This window comes from Frigoribacterium sp. ACAM 257, from assembly GCF_007954365.1.
Taxonomy (GTDB): domain Bacteria; phylum Actinomycetota; class Actinomycetes; order Actinomycetales; family Microbacteriaceae; genus Frigoribacterium.
Genome location: NZ_VOLO01000001.1, coordinates 1,329,884 through 1,347,789 on the forward strand (window position 1 = coordinate 1,329,884; position 17,906 = coordinate 1,347,789).

The 17,906-nt window shown below is 61.7% G+C and carries 9 protein-coding genes and 1 tRNA gene; 9 read left to right on the forward strand and 1 reads right to left on the reverse strand.

Annotation, left to right across the window (positions count from 1 at the left end; translation table 11 throughout):
• Nucleotides 1-59: 59 nt before the first annotated feature.
• From ES689_RS06140 to ES689_RS06165, 6 genes are all read left to right on the forward strand, one after another.
• On the forward strand, nucleotides 60-4,775 hold the full coding sequence (locus ES689_RS06140) for a DEAD/DEAH box helicase (RefSeq protein ID WP_191330195.1): 4,716 nt from the start codon (nucleotides 60-62) through the stop codon (nucleotides 4,773-4,775).
• Nucleotides 4,772-6,370, forward strand: coding sequence for an NERD domain-containing protein (locus ES689_RS06145; RefSeq protein WP_146901475.1), 1,599 nt, complete (start codon nucleotides 4,772-4,774; stop codon nucleotides 6,368-6,370). Before ES689_RS06140 ends, ES689_RS06145 begins: the two co-directional genes overlap by 4 nt.
• On the forward strand, nucleotides 6,363-9,497 hold the full coding sequence (locus tag ES689_RS06150) for a helicase-related protein (RefSeq protein WP_191330197.1): 3,135 nt from the start codon (nucleotides 6,363-6,365) through the stop codon (nucleotides 9,495-9,497). Before ES689_RS06145 ends, ES689_RS06150 begins: the two co-directional genes overlap by 8 nt.
• Nucleotides 9,498-9,529: 32 nt before the next feature.
• Nucleotides 9,530-11,320, forward strand: coding sequence for a DrmB family protein (gene drmB, locus ES689_RS15830; protein ID WP_223269445.1), 1,791 nt, complete (start codon nucleotides 9,530-9,532; stop codon nucleotides 11,318-11,320).
• A 361-nt stretch (nucleotides 11,321-11,681) separates the two neighbouring features.
• The gene (locus ES689_RS16100) at nucleotides 11,682-12,791 is read left to right on the forward strand and encodes a NaeI family type II restriction endonuclease (RefSeq protein ID WP_146901484.1); all 1,110 of its coding nucleotides are present in this window, start codon (nucleotides 11,682-11,684) and stop codon (nucleotides 12,789-12,791) included.
• A gap of 407 nt (nucleotides 12,792-13,198) precedes the next feature.
• Nucleotides 13,199-14,458 (forward strand): hypothetical protein, encoded by a 1,260-nt coding sequence (locus ES689_RS06165; RefSeq protein ID WP_146901487.1) that lies wholly within the window; start codon nucleotides 13,199-13,201, stop codon nucleotides 14,456-14,458.
• A gap of 119 nt (nucleotides 14,459-14,577) precedes the next feature.
• On the opposite strand, the gene ES689_RS06170 is transcribed toward ES689_RS06165, so the two are convergent.
• Nucleotides 14,578-14,651: transfer RNA gene (locus tag ES689_RS06170), tRNA-Pro, on the reverse strand.
• Nucleotides 14,652-14,859: 208 nt separating this feature from the next.
• Between ES689_RS06170 and ES689_RS06175 the strand changes: the two genes are divergently transcribed.
• From ES689_RS06175 to ES689_RS06185, 3 genes are all read left to right on the forward strand, one after another.
• Entirely contained in the window at nucleotides 14,860-15,786 is a 927-nt protein-coding gene (locus ES689_RS06175; RefSeq protein ID WP_146901490.1) for an ABC transporter ATP-binding protein, read from the forward strand.
• 98 nt (nucleotides 15,787-15,884) lie between these two features.
• A complete protein-coding gene (locus ES689_RS06180; protein WP_146901493.1) occupies nucleotides 15,885-16,952 on the forward strand; it encodes an aliphatic sulfonate ABC transporter substrate-binding protein in 1,068 nt (355 codons plus the stop codon).
• Nucleotides 16,949-17,851 carry an ABC transporter permease gene (locus ES689_RS06185; RefSeq protein ID WP_146901496.1) on the forward strand — a complete coding sequence of 301 codons (903 nt, stop codon included), beginning with the start codon at nucleotides 16,949-16,951 and terminating at the stop codon, nucleotides 17,849-17,851. The genes ES689_RS06180 and ES689_RS06185 overlap by 4 nt, the downstream gene beginning before the upstream one ends.
• Nucleotides 17,852-17,906: the final 55 nt, after the last annotated feature.

Sequence of the window (17,906 nt, forward strand, 5' to 3'; positions counted from 1 at the left end):
AAGTGAAGAGTCCTCGACCTCATTATGATCAAGGCATCCGCGTGGGGAAGGAACCAGCAATGACGCACGATGTGTGGAGCGAGCCGAATAAAGTGCTCCTAGCTTTTCTCGAGAACTGGCAGTCGGTGGTTCCTCGCATCTATAGCGAGGATCCAAAGTTGCTCCAGGAGCATGTTGGACAGGAAAACTCGTTTCGCACGAGTGGCTACTCACGTCGTCAAATCACTGAACTGGTTCAGAACGCGGCCGACGCGATCTTCAAATCGGGACAAACAGGACAGATCAAGCTTGTCTTGACCGACCGGTACCTGTACTGCGCGAACGACGGCGCGGAGTTCGACCAGGCAGGGATCGACGCGATCACTCACGCCTACCTCAGCGATAAGAGGGGCGAAGAGATCGGTCGCTACGGCCTGGGTTTTAAGTCCGTGCTAGCCGTGACCGACAACCCGCAGGTCTTTAGTCGGTCGGTCAGTTTCCACTTCGGGGCGCCGGAAGCCCGAGTGATCCTGAGTGCGGTCGGTGCAAATGAGGACGACCTACCCATTCTGCGGCTACCCACGGTCTTGAACGCGGCAGACGCGATCGACGATGACGCCACTCTGTGTGAACTTACGGGATGGGCTAGCACCGTTGTGCGCCTTCCGCTTCGGGAGCATGTGGAGCTGGAGGAACAACTACTCGACTTTCAAACCCAGTTTCTTATTTTCACGCCTCACGTCGAGGAGCTGTCGATCGTCATACGTCGTGGAGGTGTTGAGCGAGAGGTCGAGCACTCCTGCAGATCGGTAGGGCCGTCGTCCTATGAGCTGCGAGGGCCCGGACTCATTGCCCAGCAATGGGCCATTTTCAAGACGGCACATCAACCTTCCTTGGCGGCTCGGCAGGAGGTCGACGACGCGATTGCTCGCAAGTCGATCCTCGTCACCTGCGCCATGCCTTTGGACTCCCCCGGTAAAGAGGGTGAGTTCTGGGCAAACTTCCCGTTGTCCGACCGGACCTCTGCCGTCGGTATCTTCAACGCTCCATGGGCGCTGAGCGAGGATCGCAGCCACATCCTGACCGAGAAGAAGTACAACACCGAGATATTTGACACGATGGCTCAACTGTTCGTTGATTCTTTGCCACACCTGCGTACACAAGAGCAGCCAGCGCGCCACCTTCGATATCTACCGAGCCGCCCCCAGGAGTACCATTCCTTGGCGGACAAAGCCCTGATCTCGCAGATTCATCGCAAAGCTTCGGAAGCGGCGTTAATCCCCGATTCCGGTGGGGAGCTACGTCATGGATCCGAGATCATTGCCCTCAACTACGGGGTTGTCCTCCCTGCGGCTGCCATGGCAGCATGGATCGCTGCTCCCCACACGCCTAAGCATGTACCTCACTTGTCATGTTACCAAGATGACAAAAATGGGACATTGAGGGTCCGCCTTCGAGAAATGCACCGGAGGGCATTCGCCGATGCCGGAGCTCTTCTTCAACGAGATTTGCCGCCTTCAAGGAACGAACTTGATCCCTCGGTCTGGTTGAGCATGCTCGGCGATGTGGACGACTCGAGGTACCCACGAGCCGCGCTGACGATGATCTCGATCCTTGAACCGGAGATGGCCCGGAAATCGTTGTCCTCGGCTCGGATCGTTCCTACCGACCGAGGGCGGCGAGTGACCCTAAGCGAGTCAGCAACGGTGCACCTTCCTCCTGATGTCGGACCGGCGCTGCCGGGCTACGAGTTGGTGTCGAGCGACATCGCCAAAAATCCGTCCTGCCGCAAGGTGCTTCAGGAGTTTGGGTTTAAGACGTTGGACTCCGAGATTGTCTTCACCTCGATGCTCTCAACCATGGGGCCTGGTTCCACTGATCGTCAGTGGGAGGACCTGTGGGACCATGCCCTTAACCTCGAGCCACGTCGATTGCTGCTGATACTAAAAGACTGGAGGCGCGCGGGCAACGTAGTGAAGGTCAGCACGAAAGCCTCCACGTGGCGGGACTCCGAAAAGGTCTTCGCACTTCGCAAGCCTGCTGTAACACTCCCATGGCGAGATCGGGAGCTGGTACCCAACTTTCTGAGCGAGGACCTTATCGAGGCGCTGGGCGTCGTGACCGGCTTTTCACACCGGTACCCGGTGATCGATGAACCGGAGTTTGCACGCTATCGCGCCTGGGCAATCGAACGGGTCCAAGGAGCAACTGACGGGGATCAGAAGTCAGTACCGGAAGACTGGTACTTCACTGAAGAACAAGGAGCAGGCCCCATGGGGCTCATCCATGATCTATTCCAGGTGAACCCACAACCGGTACCTGATTTGGTCCAGTTGACCGCAGCCCTGCTTAGAACCGGCACTTCCCGAGAGTGGAATCTGCATAGCCCGGACGGATCAGAAAGCTTCACGGTACCGGCCCCGCACCTGTGGGCCGTAATGGAGTGGGGTCTCGCAGAGACGTCCTATGGCGTGCTTCCGGTATCACGCGCAGTTTCCCCTCTTCTCCAACCGTACTTTCCTTGGGTGCCGGTACCCCTGGATTCGCATTTTGGCACGCTGCCGTTGGCCGAGTCGATCGAGGAGATCGACACCGACATGCTCCTGCAGGGAATGAGGGCAGGTCAGGACATGCAGGCGACTCCCGCATTGACCACCTCACTTCTCAAATTTCTCTCCGAAGCCCTTTCAAAGATCCGCGATGAGCAACGTTGGACAGGCGACGTCCCGGCCATCGTCGGTTCGGTTTTCGACCTGGTTCCCGCCGGGAACGTCTTTGTCGCATCCGACCAGGCGCAGGTCGATGTCCTGGTGCGATCGAAGAGTCCATACCTGTTCGTCGAGGACGGAACGCTTCGGAAGGTTCTTTTCGAGCATGCGGACTTCCGGGACGCCGCGACCGCCATCCAGTTCGAAGTAATTCCACAGCAACCTGCCGAGCCAGTTCTGCTCACGGACTGCATTCCGCCCGTGCTGAGGCTGCTCGACAGGGGAGATCGGCGACTCACCATCACAGAGTGCTCCGGGATCGTGGCGCGCCAGTTGACGCCGGCCGGTACGCAGGAGCAGGCCCTGACGCGGACGTTCTACGGTGGGACCATCTACGTGACCAGTGATCCTTCAGTGAGGGAGGATGCTCACGATCTCCTCACTTGGATCAGCCAGGAAGTCGGTCTCCGGCTGAGTGCCGCGGACATTGATGATGTAATCCAAGCACTTAGTGACGCCGATACTAACGAAGTCAGGCAGCGGTGTCGTGCTGCCACATCTAACGAGGACCGACTTAAGGTATTGGCGACACCGGCTCAGCTCGACGCCAAGCTTCCTCGTGGTCTCACAGGCACCCTTCGCGCTATGAGTTCTTCGGTGCGCGACGGCGACATGGCTCGGTTGTTCCTCGATTCATTCGGCACTGACAGTTTGGCTCAATTGACGGGCGAGTTAAGGTCTCGCGGGTTGACGCCTCCTGACAAGTGGGGCGGCCTTGGGCCTGCCCGCAGGTTCGTCACAGATCTTGGGTTCACACCGGACTTCGCCGGGACGCCCAAGCCCTTGCGTCCGCCGTCGGAGACCGTGATGGGCAAACCTGGCCTCGGGGCGTTGCACGATTATCAGCGGGATGCTTTGCGTGAACTAAGGTTCTGCCTTCGTTCTAACCCCGGCAATGCCGATAAGGCACTCCTGGAGTTGCCGACCGGCGCCGGGAAGACCCGTGTTGCTGTCGAATCGCTGGTGAAGGCGTTTTTGGACCGCGATTTCGCGACAACTGGCCCGGTGTTGTGGATCGCCCAGTCGGCGGAACTGTGTGAACAGGCCATCACGACGTGGAGTGAGGTTTGGCGGGAGTTCTCCGATGAAAGGTCGTTGAGTATAAATCGATTCTTTGGTGGGCATCGACCTCAAGTACCCGAGTTGGAGTTGAGCGTGGTCGTAGCTACCGATGCGATGCTTTATGAGCACATCGACGATGATTCGTACGACTGGATCTATTCGCCTGTCGCCGTGATCGTCGACGAGGCTCACCGGGCAGCGGATAGTAAGACGTATCGCAGGATCTTCCAAAGGCTCGGGGTTGACCTCGGGCACCAGGAGCGTCCCCTGATCGGTCTCTCCGCGACTCCATACCGGGGTAGGAGCGCTGAGGCAACGGAATTGTTGGCCAAGCGGTTTGGAAACAATCTTGTTCAAGCGTTGGGATCTAACCCGATAAAAGAACTTCAAGATCGTGAGGTGTTGGCTCGTATCGATCACGAGACCCTTCCCGGTATAAGACTGACCATGGATAAGTCGGAAATCGATTTCAACAACCTGTCGCAGGACACGTTGGACAGGGTGGGTGAAGACCAGGAACGGACGAAGGGCATCGTCAAGCACATCCTTGCACTGCCCGAGGGGTGGAAGGTTCTTGTGTTCATGCCGTCGGTGCTCTCGGCCCAAGTCCTGGCAACGATCTTGAAGAATGAGGGCGTCGAGGCAGCATCAGTAAGCGGGCGGAGTTCACGCGGTGAGCGGTCAAAGGTGATTTCTGACTTCAAAACCGGTTCTCTTCAAATTTTGGTCAACTGTGAGTTGTTAATCCAGGGTTTTGATGCTCCTCAGATCCGTGCACTTTATGTCGCTCGACCGACCCTGAGCGAGAGCGAATATGTGCAGATGGTGGGGCGTGGGCTGCGAGGACCTAAGAATCGCGGATCAGAGCGGTGCCTGGTAGTAAATCTTCAGGACACCATCGAGAACGTTAATGTTGATTTGGCTTACCGGGGGTTCACCCAGCACTGGGGGGTGGACGAATCGTGAAGTTGATTCCACCAGCTGATTACATCAGCGCTCAGAGTCGTGCGGAGCTTAAGGTCGCCGAACTGCTCACGGCTATCCGCTCGGACGAAGGTGTTGCCTACCACTCAGTCCACCTTCCTCGACACCGTAAACAGGTGATGGGTGAGGCGGACTTCGTGGTGCTGTGGAAGGGAGCGATCCTTGTGTTGGAGGTCAAGGGAGGGCGAATCGGTCGGACCGAGCACGGCCTCTGGTACTCCATGGACCGGCAAGGAGCTCAACATCCTCTACAGCGCAGCCCATGGGTGCAGGCCAAAGACGCTACGTTCGCGTTGCTGGACATTCTCGCTGAGCAGTCGGACGGCAGATGGCCATTCGCCTACGCGGTGGTGACTCCTGACCAGAATTTGCCGGCAGACGCGGAATGGATTCCGCAGCAACACATCGGGTTGGAGCGGATGACGCCCTTAGCATTGGAGCGCAGCCTTGACGCGCTGGCCCGTATGGCTCGGACACCACCGGACCACGCTCGGCGCGAAGGTTTACGTCCGATGGCGGACCTCTCCATCGTCGTCACCTACCTGCGGCGGGAGGTGGACGCCATGCGTACCGTGCCGGACACCGAAATGCTCATCGAGCGGGATATCTTGACCATGACCGATGAGCAGGTCGATGCGATGCAGGCATTCGAACGCAATTCGCGGGTTCTAGTCCTGGGCGGGGCCGGCACAGGAAAGACCGTCTTGGCAATCGAAGCAGCACGCCGGGCGACCGCCGACGGCAGTTCTGTGGCCTTCGTATGCGGCTCCCCCGGCGTCTTGGACTTCGCCTCAAAATTATTGAGCGAGAGCACGGTTCAGTTGGTGCCCGTCAATTCGATTCCTGAAGAACCGGTCTTCGACGTCGTCGTGGTGGACGAGGCACAGGACCTACTCAACGTCGAGGACATGAGTCGGCTTTCCGATTCTGTGCGTGGCGGATTGCACGGCGGCCGGTGGTGGATCTTCCTGGACCCTAATAATCAGACTCACCTGGTCGGGGTATTTGACGACGCGGTTTACCAGGAAATACAGGCCGGTGCCACCATCGTCGATCTGACGAAGAACGTGAGGAACGCCCGCACAGTCGTGACAACGGTCCAGTCCCATCTCGGGGCGGATCTTGGTAGCCCACGCATCGGTGAAGGGCCGGGCGCTTCAATCGTGCAAGCCCAGGGCTCGGAAGCAGTTCGACGTCTCTTGGACAACCGCCTTGATGCCCTTCGCGGCCAGGGCGTCAGTCGGAAAAAGATCACCATCATCAGTGCTGCCGCAGACGCCTCCTTGTCGATCCTGGCCGATGAGGGCCTGCAACCGTCGACTTACACCGTCAACGACTGGTCCGTCGAGGTCGCCGCAGCAGCGAACGTAAAAGGCCTGGAGCGGGAGCACGTGATTGTCGTTGATGTCACCGACCTCGACACTCCCAGGGGGCGGGCCGCGTCTTACGTCGCGATGACCCGCCCTCGCTACTCCCTCTACGTGATTAGTTCTCCGAGCGCGTACCAGGTCATGGGACGAAACGCACTTCAATACATCCAGCAGGAGGCAAAGAAAGACAATGCCCGCCATGAATGAAGCCGCCGAACGCCAGAATCGAGTGGTCGCGCACCTCGAGCAGCAATATTTGGGCCCAATAGAGGGACCGAAAGAACGACTCAGGAACCGCCCGAATGCAACCTACCTCGTTGGCGTTCTTTACCCCGTCGGTATCGGCGCAGAGGTCGAGGAACCGCAACCGCCGACCGAGGAGAACACCAGCGAAGAAAGAGTGGATGGTCTTGAGGAACCCGCCATTGACATGGCGAACGCCTACCACCCCTCCTCCAGCGCCCTTTCATTCATCCACGACGGTAACGCAGTAGAGGTCGACATAACGTACGCCACCTACGGCGAGGAGAAGACCGACACCCATGTTGCCTGGCAGCGTGTGGGCCACGAATTTCCCGCAATCCGGTGCGATCAGGCAGCCGCAAAGGTATCCCCAGGAGACGGGCGCGTGCATCTCGACGTTCGATGGCGGCCTTTCGGCGAGAACAGTTCACTAGTTACCATTGCCATTAGCAACACCCGCCAAGCCCCGGAGAGAGACGGCGAGCGACAGCTACGCACCGAGGACTGCCTCTACCAAGTCGGCATGACCGTCCGCTCGATTGGGGGTCGGATACTTCCCTACCGGACAGTCGAGGACCTCCGGCTGGATCCAGAACAAGAAGAGCTTGCAGTGCGGTACCGACACCGTCAAGTCTTCGCTGTGGGTCATGGAACATCCGTCCGTTGGCAACATGACGGAGCTGGTGGGTGCTCTTGGGTGTCTTTGGATCCTCTACCTCGCTACACCGTCCCAGCCGTCGAGGCCAAGCGAAGCAACGCGGGGATTCTCCAGCTTGATCGTCTCAGACAGATTCAAGAATACACCGGACTCGTCTTAGCCGAGCTGAGGACCTTCGTCGATGAATACCAACTCTGGACCCAGGAACAGGCTGAGCAAGAGCTTGGCCTCGAGCGACACCACCGGCAAGCGGCCCAGAGGATCACCGACCGACAGCTCAAAGCCGTTGACCGCATGCGCGAAGGAATTACCCTCCTGGAGGGCTCCTCCACCGCCAGGAGCGCTTTCCGTCTGGCCATGTCCGCCATGCAGGAACAAATGCTTCAATCTGGCCGCGCCAAAGCTGACGGTCGCAAAACAACCGAACTCGAAGGTAAACCGACGTGGCGACCGTTCCAGTTGGGTTTCATCCTCGTTGCGCTGGCCAGCACCGCGGACGCTGAACACGCCGACCGCAACCTTGTTGACCTGATCTGGTTCCCCACCGGTGGAGGCAAGACAGAGGCCTATCTCGGGTTGGCGGCGTTCGAGATATTCCGACGTCGGCTCCACCACGGGATTGGAGGAGGCGGTACCGCCGTTATCACCCGCTACACCTTGCGCTTGCTGACGACACAACAGTTTGAACGCGCGGCGACTCTAGTTTGCGCCATGGAACGCCTCCGAATGACCGATTCGCTCGCACAGGGCATGGCCCCCTTTACCATCGGACTTTGGGTCGGTAACGCAACTACCCCAGGGACGCAGAAGGAGGCGATCAGGCGCCTCGAACTTACCCGAAAACGGGAAATCCCCGACAACCCCTTTCAGCTCACTCGATGCCCCTGGTGCGGGCACCGCATGATGCCAGAAACCAAGTCCGAACACGCAAGAGATTATGGCGCCGTCAGCTCCGCCGGAGATATCTGGCTTCGGTGCCCGGACCAGACCTGTTTTTTCCACGATCGGCTCCCCGTCGAGGTCGTCGACGAAAGAATTTACAAGTACCCGCCCACCATCTTGCTGGCGACCGTCGACAAATTCGCGCGGCTGCCCTTTATGCAAGAGGCAGGGGTCCTGCTTGGCGCCGGCAACACGGCCAATGAACCACCGTCGCTCATCCTCCAGGACGAAATGCACCTACTCTCCGGTCCCCTCGGCACCACGGTCGCAATCTACGACGCCGCGGTCCTGGGCATCATCGGGGAGGGCGGGGGACGCCCGAAAATTGTCGCCTCCACCGCGACGATCCGCTCCGCCGAGGACCAGGTAAAAGGCTTGATGGCGAGGAAAGTAGAACTGTTCCCACCCTCGGGACTTACTGAAGAGGACAGCTACTTTGCCCGTGCCGTGCAAGACACTGACGCCCCAGGAAGGACCTATATCGGCCTCATGCCGCAGGCCTTTACACAGGCTACGTCGGTCGTGCGAGCCACCGGCGCGATGCTTGAAGCGCCCAGGATGGCCACTCAGGGGCCACAAGACCTGAAGGGTGCCGATGCATACTGGACAGTGGTGGCATACCACAACAGCCTGCGCGAACTCGGTCGAACCGTGACCCTGGTCCGGGACGATGTCAATAGTTTGCTGGCGACCCGGCCGGGACCCACGGGAAGGGCCCGGCAGATCCGCGGCGACGGACTTGTGGAGTTGACCAGCCGCGTGGATGCCCAGGAACTTCCTAAAAGCCTTCAGCGATTGGCCCGCGGCCTCGAAAAAGGCGATGCCGTGGACGTGGTCGCCTGCACGAACATGTTGTCGGTTGGTATCGATGTCCCGCGCTTGGCCCTGATGCTCATGAATGGTCAACCCAAGACCACCTCGGAATACATCCAGGCCACGAGTCGGGTCGGACGCGGCGATGTCCCCGGCGTCATCGTCACGTTGTACCGGGCATCACGCCCACGCGATCGTTCTCACTACGAGTCTTTCCTCGGCTATCACCAAGCGCTCTATCGCAGTGTGGAACCGACCAGTGTGACTCCCTGGTCGGCGGCGTCCAGGCACCGGTCCTTGGCAGCCGTCCTCGTTACAATGATTCGCCACTTGAGCCCATGGCGAGACGACTCGCAGGCAGTACTCTTCCGGGCCGATTCTAATGTGGTGCGCAACGTCCGGGAGACAATACTGGATGTAGTGAAGCGTTCGGATCCGGACGAATATCTCGCCACGATGAAGCATCTTGATCGCCTAATCGACGAGTGGCGCATTCGCACCTCCCCGGACCCCGAAACCGGAGACTCGGCGCTGCGGTATGAGCCCCTTCGAGGGACGCCCAAAGAGCCGGCTCTGATGCGCGCCTTCGACGAGGATCGGCATGGCTGGGCTGTCATGAATTCGATGCGCAGTGTCGATTCAAATGTCAACATCAAAATAATCGGAGAGAAAGCATGAGCCTAAAGGGACGGCAGGACAAAACACCTGATATGCGCCAGCTCACCCTGCAAGAAACTATCTATCCCTTTGGAGTCGGCGCCATCGTTGACATCAAGAGCGAGTCATTCATTGGGATGGACACTGGGACCTGGAATGAGGAGACCTGCGAGCGCATGTCGTGCCCTCCGCTGGAAAGGGAATTGGGCGTTCTCCAGCTACGTCGTCCGCCCACAGCCGGTGACTTTAGTCGCAGACCAGGCTTCGCCCTACCCTACCGGCGGTTTCCAAAATGGCGATTCTGCCAGGACTGCACTCTGATGTCCAACCGGGTCCATCACAAGAACGGAGCCAGCACAAACGACTGCTCGAGATGTGGGGGACTCATGGTCCCGATGCGTTTCGTCGCGGTCTGCGCTGCTGGAGGTCACATTCAGGACCTCGACTGGCGGCGGTGGGCTCACTTTGAGTCTTCGAGCGACGAGCAACGCCAATGCAAAGACTCCGAGCACCTGGAGTTGCGAACGAATCCGGAGGCGGGCGAAGGACTGCGTTCGTTGAGGATCCTTTGTCGCGCCTGTGGCGCTTCGAGGGACATGGGGTCGCTAGGACGCAACACGTCTTTGGCCGAGGAAGGGTACAGATGTTGGGGCCTGCAGCCTTGGGAGCCGCAGGATGCCACCAAGGAGTGCACCGAGGAACTGAGAGTCGTCCAACGGGGGTCTACAAGCGTCTACCAAGCGGAGACGGCTTCGGCGATCGACATACCAGAGGTGGAATCAGCCACGATTGCGCTCCGGGCCAAAGTCCTCCAGAACGACATGTTTAAGGGCGTTTTTGGGCAGCAAGAAGGCCCTTTGTTCGATCTTGCCGTACCGGTCATCGCGGACCAGACCGGGGCCCCGGAGTACATGGTCCGCCACATGTTAAGAGCCGATCCCGCGGCAGACACGGCACAACTTCAGAGCAATCTTCGTTCAGGAGAATGGGCGGCGTTCGACAGGGTACTGGCCGGGGACACGGAAGTGACAAATCCTGATTTCGATGTGCTTCCTTCGGACTACCCTCGGCAGCCGGGTCCGATGCCGGCCCTGGCCGAATTGGTTGCGGACGTCGGATTGGTCCGGAGGTTGCGAGAAGTACGTGCGTTGCGGGGATTCCGCCGCTACGAGCAGCAAGACTTCACTCGCGTGGATCTTGGGACCATCGACGGCCTTAAGTGGTACCCGGCCATCGAGCAGTTTGGGGAGGGTATCTTTCTGCGATTCAACGAGGAAGCCCTTTGCGCGTGGGAGGAAAATACCGCCGTCCGGCAACGCACCCAGCACTGGATCGATCGAGGCGCAAACCTGTCGAATCGCAGGGCCGTCATCAACGATCTCCACCCGCGATACATTCTTCTGCACACCTTGGCTCACCTACTGATGCGTCGGCTGGAGTTCCAGAGTGGATACTCCGCCGCGTCTCTTTCCGAACGCATTTACGCCTCGAGCGACGGTCCTGACCCCCAAGGCGGGCTGCTGATCTACACGAGCAACGGAGACGCTCAGGGAACCCTGGGCGGCCTCGTACGTCTGGGGGAGGCGCGGTACTTTTCCAGACTGCTCTTGAGCGCGGTCGAGGATGCCGATCGGTGCTCCAATAACCCCGTCTGCGCGGAGAGCCGCGGGCAAGGAATGAACAGTCTCAACTTGGCTGCCTGTCATGCGTGCAGCCTGGTCTCCGAGACCTCGTGTGAGCGCAGCAACATGTACCTCGACCGTAAACTCCTGGTTGGCGATGAATTCGTACCGGGCTTCTTTCAAAGTGTCCTGTCGAGTGCCCGCGCGAGCATCGCGACGTGACCCGACCGGCACAGTCAAACGGGACAGCGTCTGCAGACCGCCACCCGTGTCCCTATTCTGTCGCCCCGGCACCGCATTGGCCCCCAAGCTTGGTGAGCTCTGGAACCGAAACGCCATGGATGGATACAAATGGTCAGTGCTGTCCTCGACCACGACACGGCCCCGCGATAGGCGGACCATATTTCGATAACTAACACGAAACTGTTCTCGTATAATAGCCGAGACGCGGGCATGGAAATGCATCGATGCAGAACGTGATGTAATTGGTTGTGGTGGCGCCTAGGACAGGAGACTCGGATGGTCAAATATACCGCAACCAGCCAAGCACAAGCATCACCGACGCTCGCAAACTTGGTAGACGATGACTGCTAGCGCCGCCGATGATCTTGCCCTTTTCGACGACGGCTCGCAGCCGGCCGCAGACAAAAAGAGCGCGAGAGCCTTAGCTGGGTCTTCGGGAACGCGACGAGCCCGCCCCTCTTCCCCCGACCCGGCCAGATGGCCGGAACCGACTTGGAAGTCGCGTGCTCGCAGGACGCCAGCCGTTCCCCCTACTCCCGACCAAGACCCCGAAGTGCACCGCATCAGGGACTGCATCGAGGCAGCCGACCCCGAGGGCATCCGGTGCGGACGTGCTATACGACAGGCTCTCGATCAGACATACGACGGTCGACGGACGGGGCGGTGGGACCTAACTCAGCTGACCAAGGCGGAGACAGTGCATATTGGATCGCTGATCGAGGTCTGGCTACAACGGGTATTTGATCTCTCCGACGGCGTTAATACCTCGCTCCAGGTCGCCGGTTACGACGTTGCCTGTACATGGAGTGAGCGGATAAACGGCTGGACACTCGATCGTGCCTATTCCAGAGAGCATGAAGTGCCCGTCTTGGTCGTTTGGGCCAATGAGGAGACATCCCGATTCAGCATTGGCGTCCTTCGTCCCGGCCCTGAATCGCGTGGGATGGCTTCCATGGACCGGGGGCGCCCCCGCTTGTCCCAGACCGGGATCGACCAGATTTTGTGGATTTTCGACGGCGCTGCTCTACCGGCCAATATTCTCGTAAAACATCCCGCGATAGCTATGGAAGCAGTACTTCAGCTCTCGGGACAATCGGCTGTCAACACACTGTTTCGCCGGTTACAAGGAGAGCTAATCCCACACGCCGCCGTGGAGACGGTCGCTCAGCAAATCGACTCTTCGAAACGGATTCGTGATGCTCGGAGAGACCTAAAGAATGAAGGAATCGTCATCCTGGGGCCCTTGCATCCTCAACCTAAAATTGCGGCTGCACTCGGGCTGCCGCTCCCCCAAGCTGGAAGCTTCGTGAGCCACCGCTTGGCCCCGATGAAAGTCAGCGAAGTTGGCATTGGCGCAGAAATCGGCGGTAGACGTTGGCGTCTTGCTACTGCGAGTGATTCGGTCACCACCGCCCCTACGCTCCCCGTCCAAGGCAAGGAAAGGGCATAATTCTGCATGCCTGGGCCGGTCGCACGCCCTGCAGTCGTTGTCCATCCCAAAGTCGCAGGACAGAGACGGGACGAACGGCTCCAACCTACGGGTACCGTCGGTCGTCGCGTTCCTCCTCTTGCAATCGCCGGATGGCACGCTATTCGAAGGGCAGCGGGCGCTGATCAGCTAATTAAGTCAGCGATTTAGACGAGAGCCTGCCGGGCACGACAAATGCGACAGGGCATGAGTCGATGACGGCAGCTGTCCACCCCATTCCCGCCCCCTCCGAGGCGAGCGACTTGATGTGCGCAGTCCCAGTCATATTGATGACTAATTTGAGGCTGATCAAATGGTCCGCGGGATCTCGCGGGCTTCCAATTGCGCCCAACGTTGGGGATGATGAGAGCGCATGCCATTCTTGAGAAGTGCACGCTTACTCGGACGAGGGCTCTCCCATTGCTGCGACGTTCTCCATTGAAAAGGACGCTGACTACTTCGCGGTGATCCTCGAGAGTCGGAGTGGACCGTCGCGAGGCAATCCGGCCCGGAACCCCGAGTACAACGTCGCGTTGGAATTGCTTCTCGTTCGACTCGCAGGGTTGAGGGCAACCTTGTGGGACGCATTCGTGGACTCCGCCGTTGCCCGAAGGCTGCCGAAACAAGCGAGACGTATTCTCGATGCGCCTGTCGGCCTGGATGATGCCACTGATGTCCACCAGATGCGGATGCGGCTGAGCGTGGCCGCCTCGGGGGTCGGTCGTGAGCCGGGCGCAGCAGGCGAAGGAAATCGAACAAAACGTATCAGGCTAATCGTCACGGTTCCCGGCCACGAACCCTACGATTCGCGAGCTCTACAAGTCGTACTCGCCCGACCACCGATGACTCTTGACCCTTCCCCCGCAGCAATCGGAGGCTTCCTCCGCGATCTAATCGGCCTCGAGCTGCTCACGATCTCTGACCGACGGATCAACGTGATACTCGCTGTCCGGGCTAATGACGTCCTTGTTGCCACCGATGAATACCTGAGTGGTCAGACTGTACCCGTAGCAAGTGTGGCTACAGCAATGGAGACGCTGCGACGGGACGGCGCCATTGATGCCACCCCGGCGACTCTTGGGAATCGAAGCTCGTTCATCGGTGCAGTCCTGCTCCAGTTGCCAGGTGCTCGCGTTGTAGACACGAAACCACCGCAGATTGTTATAGTCCCGGACGCTAGCCAGGAATTCGATTTGGAGGAGCAAGAGTCGGTCCGTGCGGCGTCGATCCCGGGCCCCTTCCAGGGTGCTCTCAACCGTCTTACCACTGTCCGCCAGCGGCGAGAACAGAGTGCGCTGCGCATGGCGCTCCTGCACGGACGCGACGAGGCCGCTTGCGCGTTGTGCGGTGAACTCTTCCCGTCGCGCTTCCTCTGGGCGTCTCACATCAAGAAGCGTGCGGCGACGAATGAAGATGAGGCCCGAGACCTGCCGGGCATTGCGATGCTCGCGTGTATCTTCGGCTGCGACGCCCTCTTCGAGGATGGGTACATTTCCGTGGATGGCGGCAGAGTCATCGGGACGTCGACAGTAGGCAGGATGAGCGCCATCGGACGCCGCGTCCGAGAACTACATGGACGAATAGTGCCGAACTACTCTCAGAGTGCCGCGTACTTCCAGTGGCACCTGCAAAATGTCTTCCTGGCGTGAATATAACGACGTCACGCGCTTGCTGGCTGTGTTCAGAGCCGAACCACTTGAAAGCTCTTTGGCCCGATGGAAACGTAAGAAAAAAGTCTCGGAAACCCAAGGTGTACGAGTCATTTCGGTCGGGCTGACAGGATTTGAACCTGCGACCCCTTGACCCCCAGTCAAGTGCGCTACCAAGCTGCGCCACAGCCCGAGAAATCTGTTGCTGAGCAACCGACTTCTTGGTGTTGCCCCGACCGAGGCAACTCGAACAGCATAGCGGATCCCGAGGCCCGGGACGAACCACGCTGGGCAGGCGCGTCCGACGGGCGAGCCCTAGGCGGATACGGGCCAGCCCACCACTGTTGCGCCCCGTTACACCTCGCGCGACAGCACCTGCCACCCCGCCCTACCGTCGGGACATGCCCGCCTCCTCGACGTCCGCCTCCCGCGCTCTGCCGCTGACCCTGCGCGGCGTGGGCCGGCGGTTCGACCGGCCGGTGCTGCAGGGGGTGGACCTCGACGTGGCCGGTGGCGAGATCGTCGCCGTGCTCGGGCCGAGCGGGTGCGGCAAGTCGACGCTGCTCCGCCAGCTCGGCGGACTCGACCAGCCCGACACCGGCACCGTCCGGATCGGCGACGAACCCGCCCGCCACGCCGACCAGCGCTGCGCCGTCGCCTTTCAGGAGCCGCGCCTCCTCCCCTGGCGCACCCTCCGCGACAACGTCGCCCTCGGCCTCCCGAAGCCGAGCAAGAGCACCACCGCCTCCCCCAGGCTCACGAAGCCCGAGCGCGACGCCCGCCTCACCGAACTGCTCGATCTCGTCCACCTCGGCCCTGCCGGAGCCCGCCGCCCCCGCGAGGTCAGCGGCGGCATGGCCCAGCGCGCCAGCCTCGCCCGGGCCCTCGCCCGCCAGCCCGCGGTCCTCCTCCTCGACGAGCCGTTCGGCGCCCTCGACGCCCTCACCCGCCTCCGCATGCAGGATCTGCTCCTCGACGTCCACGACGCCCTCCCCACCACGGTCGTCCTCGTCACCCACGACGTCGACGAGGCCCTCTACCTCGCCGACCGCATCGTGCTGCTCGCCGATCTGAGCCAGCAGGCTGCCGACCAGCTCGACACGGCGAGCGCCGACTCGACGCACACCGACACCGCAGGAGGCGCCACCAGCATCCAGCGCATCGTCACGGTCCCCGGAGCCCGCCGTCGAGACCGCGACGCCCCCGAGCTCGCCGTCCTCCGCCAGGAGCTGCTCGAGGGCCTCGGCGTCCACCGCGTCCCCGCGGGCCACGCCAGCCACGGCAGCGCCACCGGCCACGCCAGCCTCACCGGCCACGCCAGGGCCTGATCCGTCCCGTGACGGATCAGCCACAACGGACAACACCTCCCCCGCACCGCACACCTCGAGCACCACGCCATCCCCGACACAGCACCGGAGACGACACCATGACCACCACCCGCACCTCCCCCGCCCGTCGCAGCCGCGCCTCCTTCGCCGCCCTCGCACTTGGCGCAGCAGCAGCCCTCGCGCTCACCGGCTGCGTCGCCGGCGAGGATGCCCAGGGCGAGCCCGCCGAGGCCGCGGGCGGCGACGCGAGCGCGTCCAGCGGCGAGTGGAGCACCGACACCCTCGACATCGACTTCGCGACCTACAACCCGCTCAGCCTGATCGTCAAGGACCAGGGCTTCATCGAGGACGCCCTCGGCGACGACGTCGCCGTCACCTGGACCCAGTCCGCCGGCTCCAACAAGGCCAACGAGCTGCTGCGTGCCGCAGCCGTCGACGTCGGCTCCACCGCCGGCTCGGCCGCGCTGCTCGCCCGCTCGAACGGCTCCCCCATCCACACGATCGACATCTACTCGCAGCCCGAGTGGTCGGCGCTCGTCGTCCCCGGCGACAGCGACATCAGCGACGTCGAAGACCTCAAGGGCAAGACGATCGCGGCGACCAAGGGCACCGACCCCTACTTCTTCCTGCTGCAGGCGCTCGACGAGGCCGGCCTCAGCGCGAGCGACGTCACCATCGAGAACCTGCAGCACGCCGACGGCCGCGCCGCCCTCGAGAACGGCAGCGTCGACGCCTGGTCAGGGCTCGACCCGATCATGGCCGCCAGCGAGGCCGAGTCGGGCACGAAGCTGCTCTACCGCAACGTCGACTTCAACACCTACGGGTTCCTCAACGCGACGGAGTCGTTCCTGGCCGAGTCGCCCGACGTCGCCCAGGTCGTCGTCGACTCGTACGAGAAGGCCCGCGCGTGGGCCGAGGAGAACCCCGACGAGACCGCCACGATCCTCTCGGGAGTCGCGGGCATCGACCCGGCCGTCGCCAGCACCGTGCTCGACCGCACCCACTTCGACGTCGACCCCGTCCCCGGAGCCGCACAGCAGACCGTGCTGAAGACCGTCGGGCCGATCCTCGTCGAGTCCGGCGACGTTGCCTCGCAGGACGCCGTCGACGACGCCCTCGACACCCTCTTCGACGACACCTTCGCCAAGGACGCCGACGCTTCATGACCGACGCGTACCCGCTGAGCGGCAACGAGAAGGAGGCGGACGCCCGCCAGGTCGTCGAGCGCAGCCGCGAGGCGGCCGAGCGCCGCGGTGCCAGCGCGAGCAGCAGCCCGCAGGAGGCGCGGGTCGGCCGGGCCCCCACCTCCCGCGGTCCGCGTCGCGGCCTGGCACTGCTCGGGGCGATCCTGCCCGCGGCCGTCCTGCTCGCGTGGGTGCTCGCCACCGAGGTCGTCGACGTGCCGAGCTACAACCTCCCCTCGCCGTCGGACGTCTGGCTGGCCGGCGTGCAGCTGGCGCAGGCGGGGCTGCTCGGCCAGTACGTCGCGATCTCCGTGCAGCGCGTGCTGATCGGCTTCGCGATCGGGGCCGGCATCGGCATCGTGCTCGGAGCCGTCGTCGGCCTCTCCCGGGTCGGCGAGGCGCTGCTCGCCCCGTCGATCGCCGCGGTGCGGGCCGTGCCGTCGCTGGCGTGGGTGCCGCTGCTGATCCTCTACCTCGGCATCGGCGAGGACTCGAAGATCACCCTCATCGCGATCGGCGCCGCGTTCCCCGTCTTCACGACCGTCGCGGGCAGCCTCCGCCACGTCGACCCCCAGCTGGTGGAGGCGGGCCGCGCCTACGGACTCGGCCCCGTCTCGCTCTTCACGACGGTGCAGCTGCCGGCGGTGATCCCGTCGCTCGTCTCGGGCCTGCGTCTCGCGCTCGCCCAGGCGTGGCTGTTCCTGGTCGCGGCGGAGCTGATCGCGTCGTCGATGGGGCTCGGCTTCCTGCTCACCGACTCGCAGTACAACGGACGCGTCGACCGCATGTTCCTCGCCATCATCCTGCTGGCGCTGCTCGGGACGCTGACGGACTTCGTCCTCAACCTGCTGCAGCGAGTGCTGTTGCGCCGCTGGCGCTAGCCGCTGCGCGCCTCCTGCCTTTCTGGCCCCGCGCCTCCTGCACCGCAATGCCCCG

Excerpts from the sequence above, each read along its gene's own strand:
- drmB (WP_223269445.1), top strand. The coding sequence starts at position 9,530 with ATGCGCCAGCTCACCCTGCAAGAAACTATCTATCCCTTTGGAGTCGGC.
- ES689_RS16100 (WP_146901484.1), top strand. The coding sequence starts at position 11,682 with ATGACTGCTAGCGCCGCCGATGATCTTGCCCTTTTCGACGACGGCTCG.
- ES689_RS06140 (WP_191330195.1), top strand. The coding sequence starts at position 60 with ATGACGCACGATGTGTGGAGCGAGCCGAATAAAGTGCTCCTAGCTTTT.
- ES689_RS06180 (WP_146901493.1), top strand. The coding sequence starts at position 15,885 with ATGACCACCACCCGCACCTCCCCCGCCCGTCGCAGCCGCGCCTCCTTC.
- ES689_RS06175 (WP_146901490.1), top strand. The coding sequence starts at position 14,860 with ATGCCCGCCTCCTCGACGTCCGCCTCCCGCGCTCTGCCGCTGACCCTG.
- ES689_RS06150 (WP_191330197.1), top strand. The coding sequence starts at position 6,363 with ATGAATGAAGCCGCCGAACGCCAGAATCGAGTGGTCGCGCACCTCGAG.
- ES689_RS06185 (WP_146901496.1), top strand. The coding sequence starts at position 16,949 with ATGACCGACGCGTACCCGCTGAGCGGCAACGAGAAGGAGGCGGACGCC.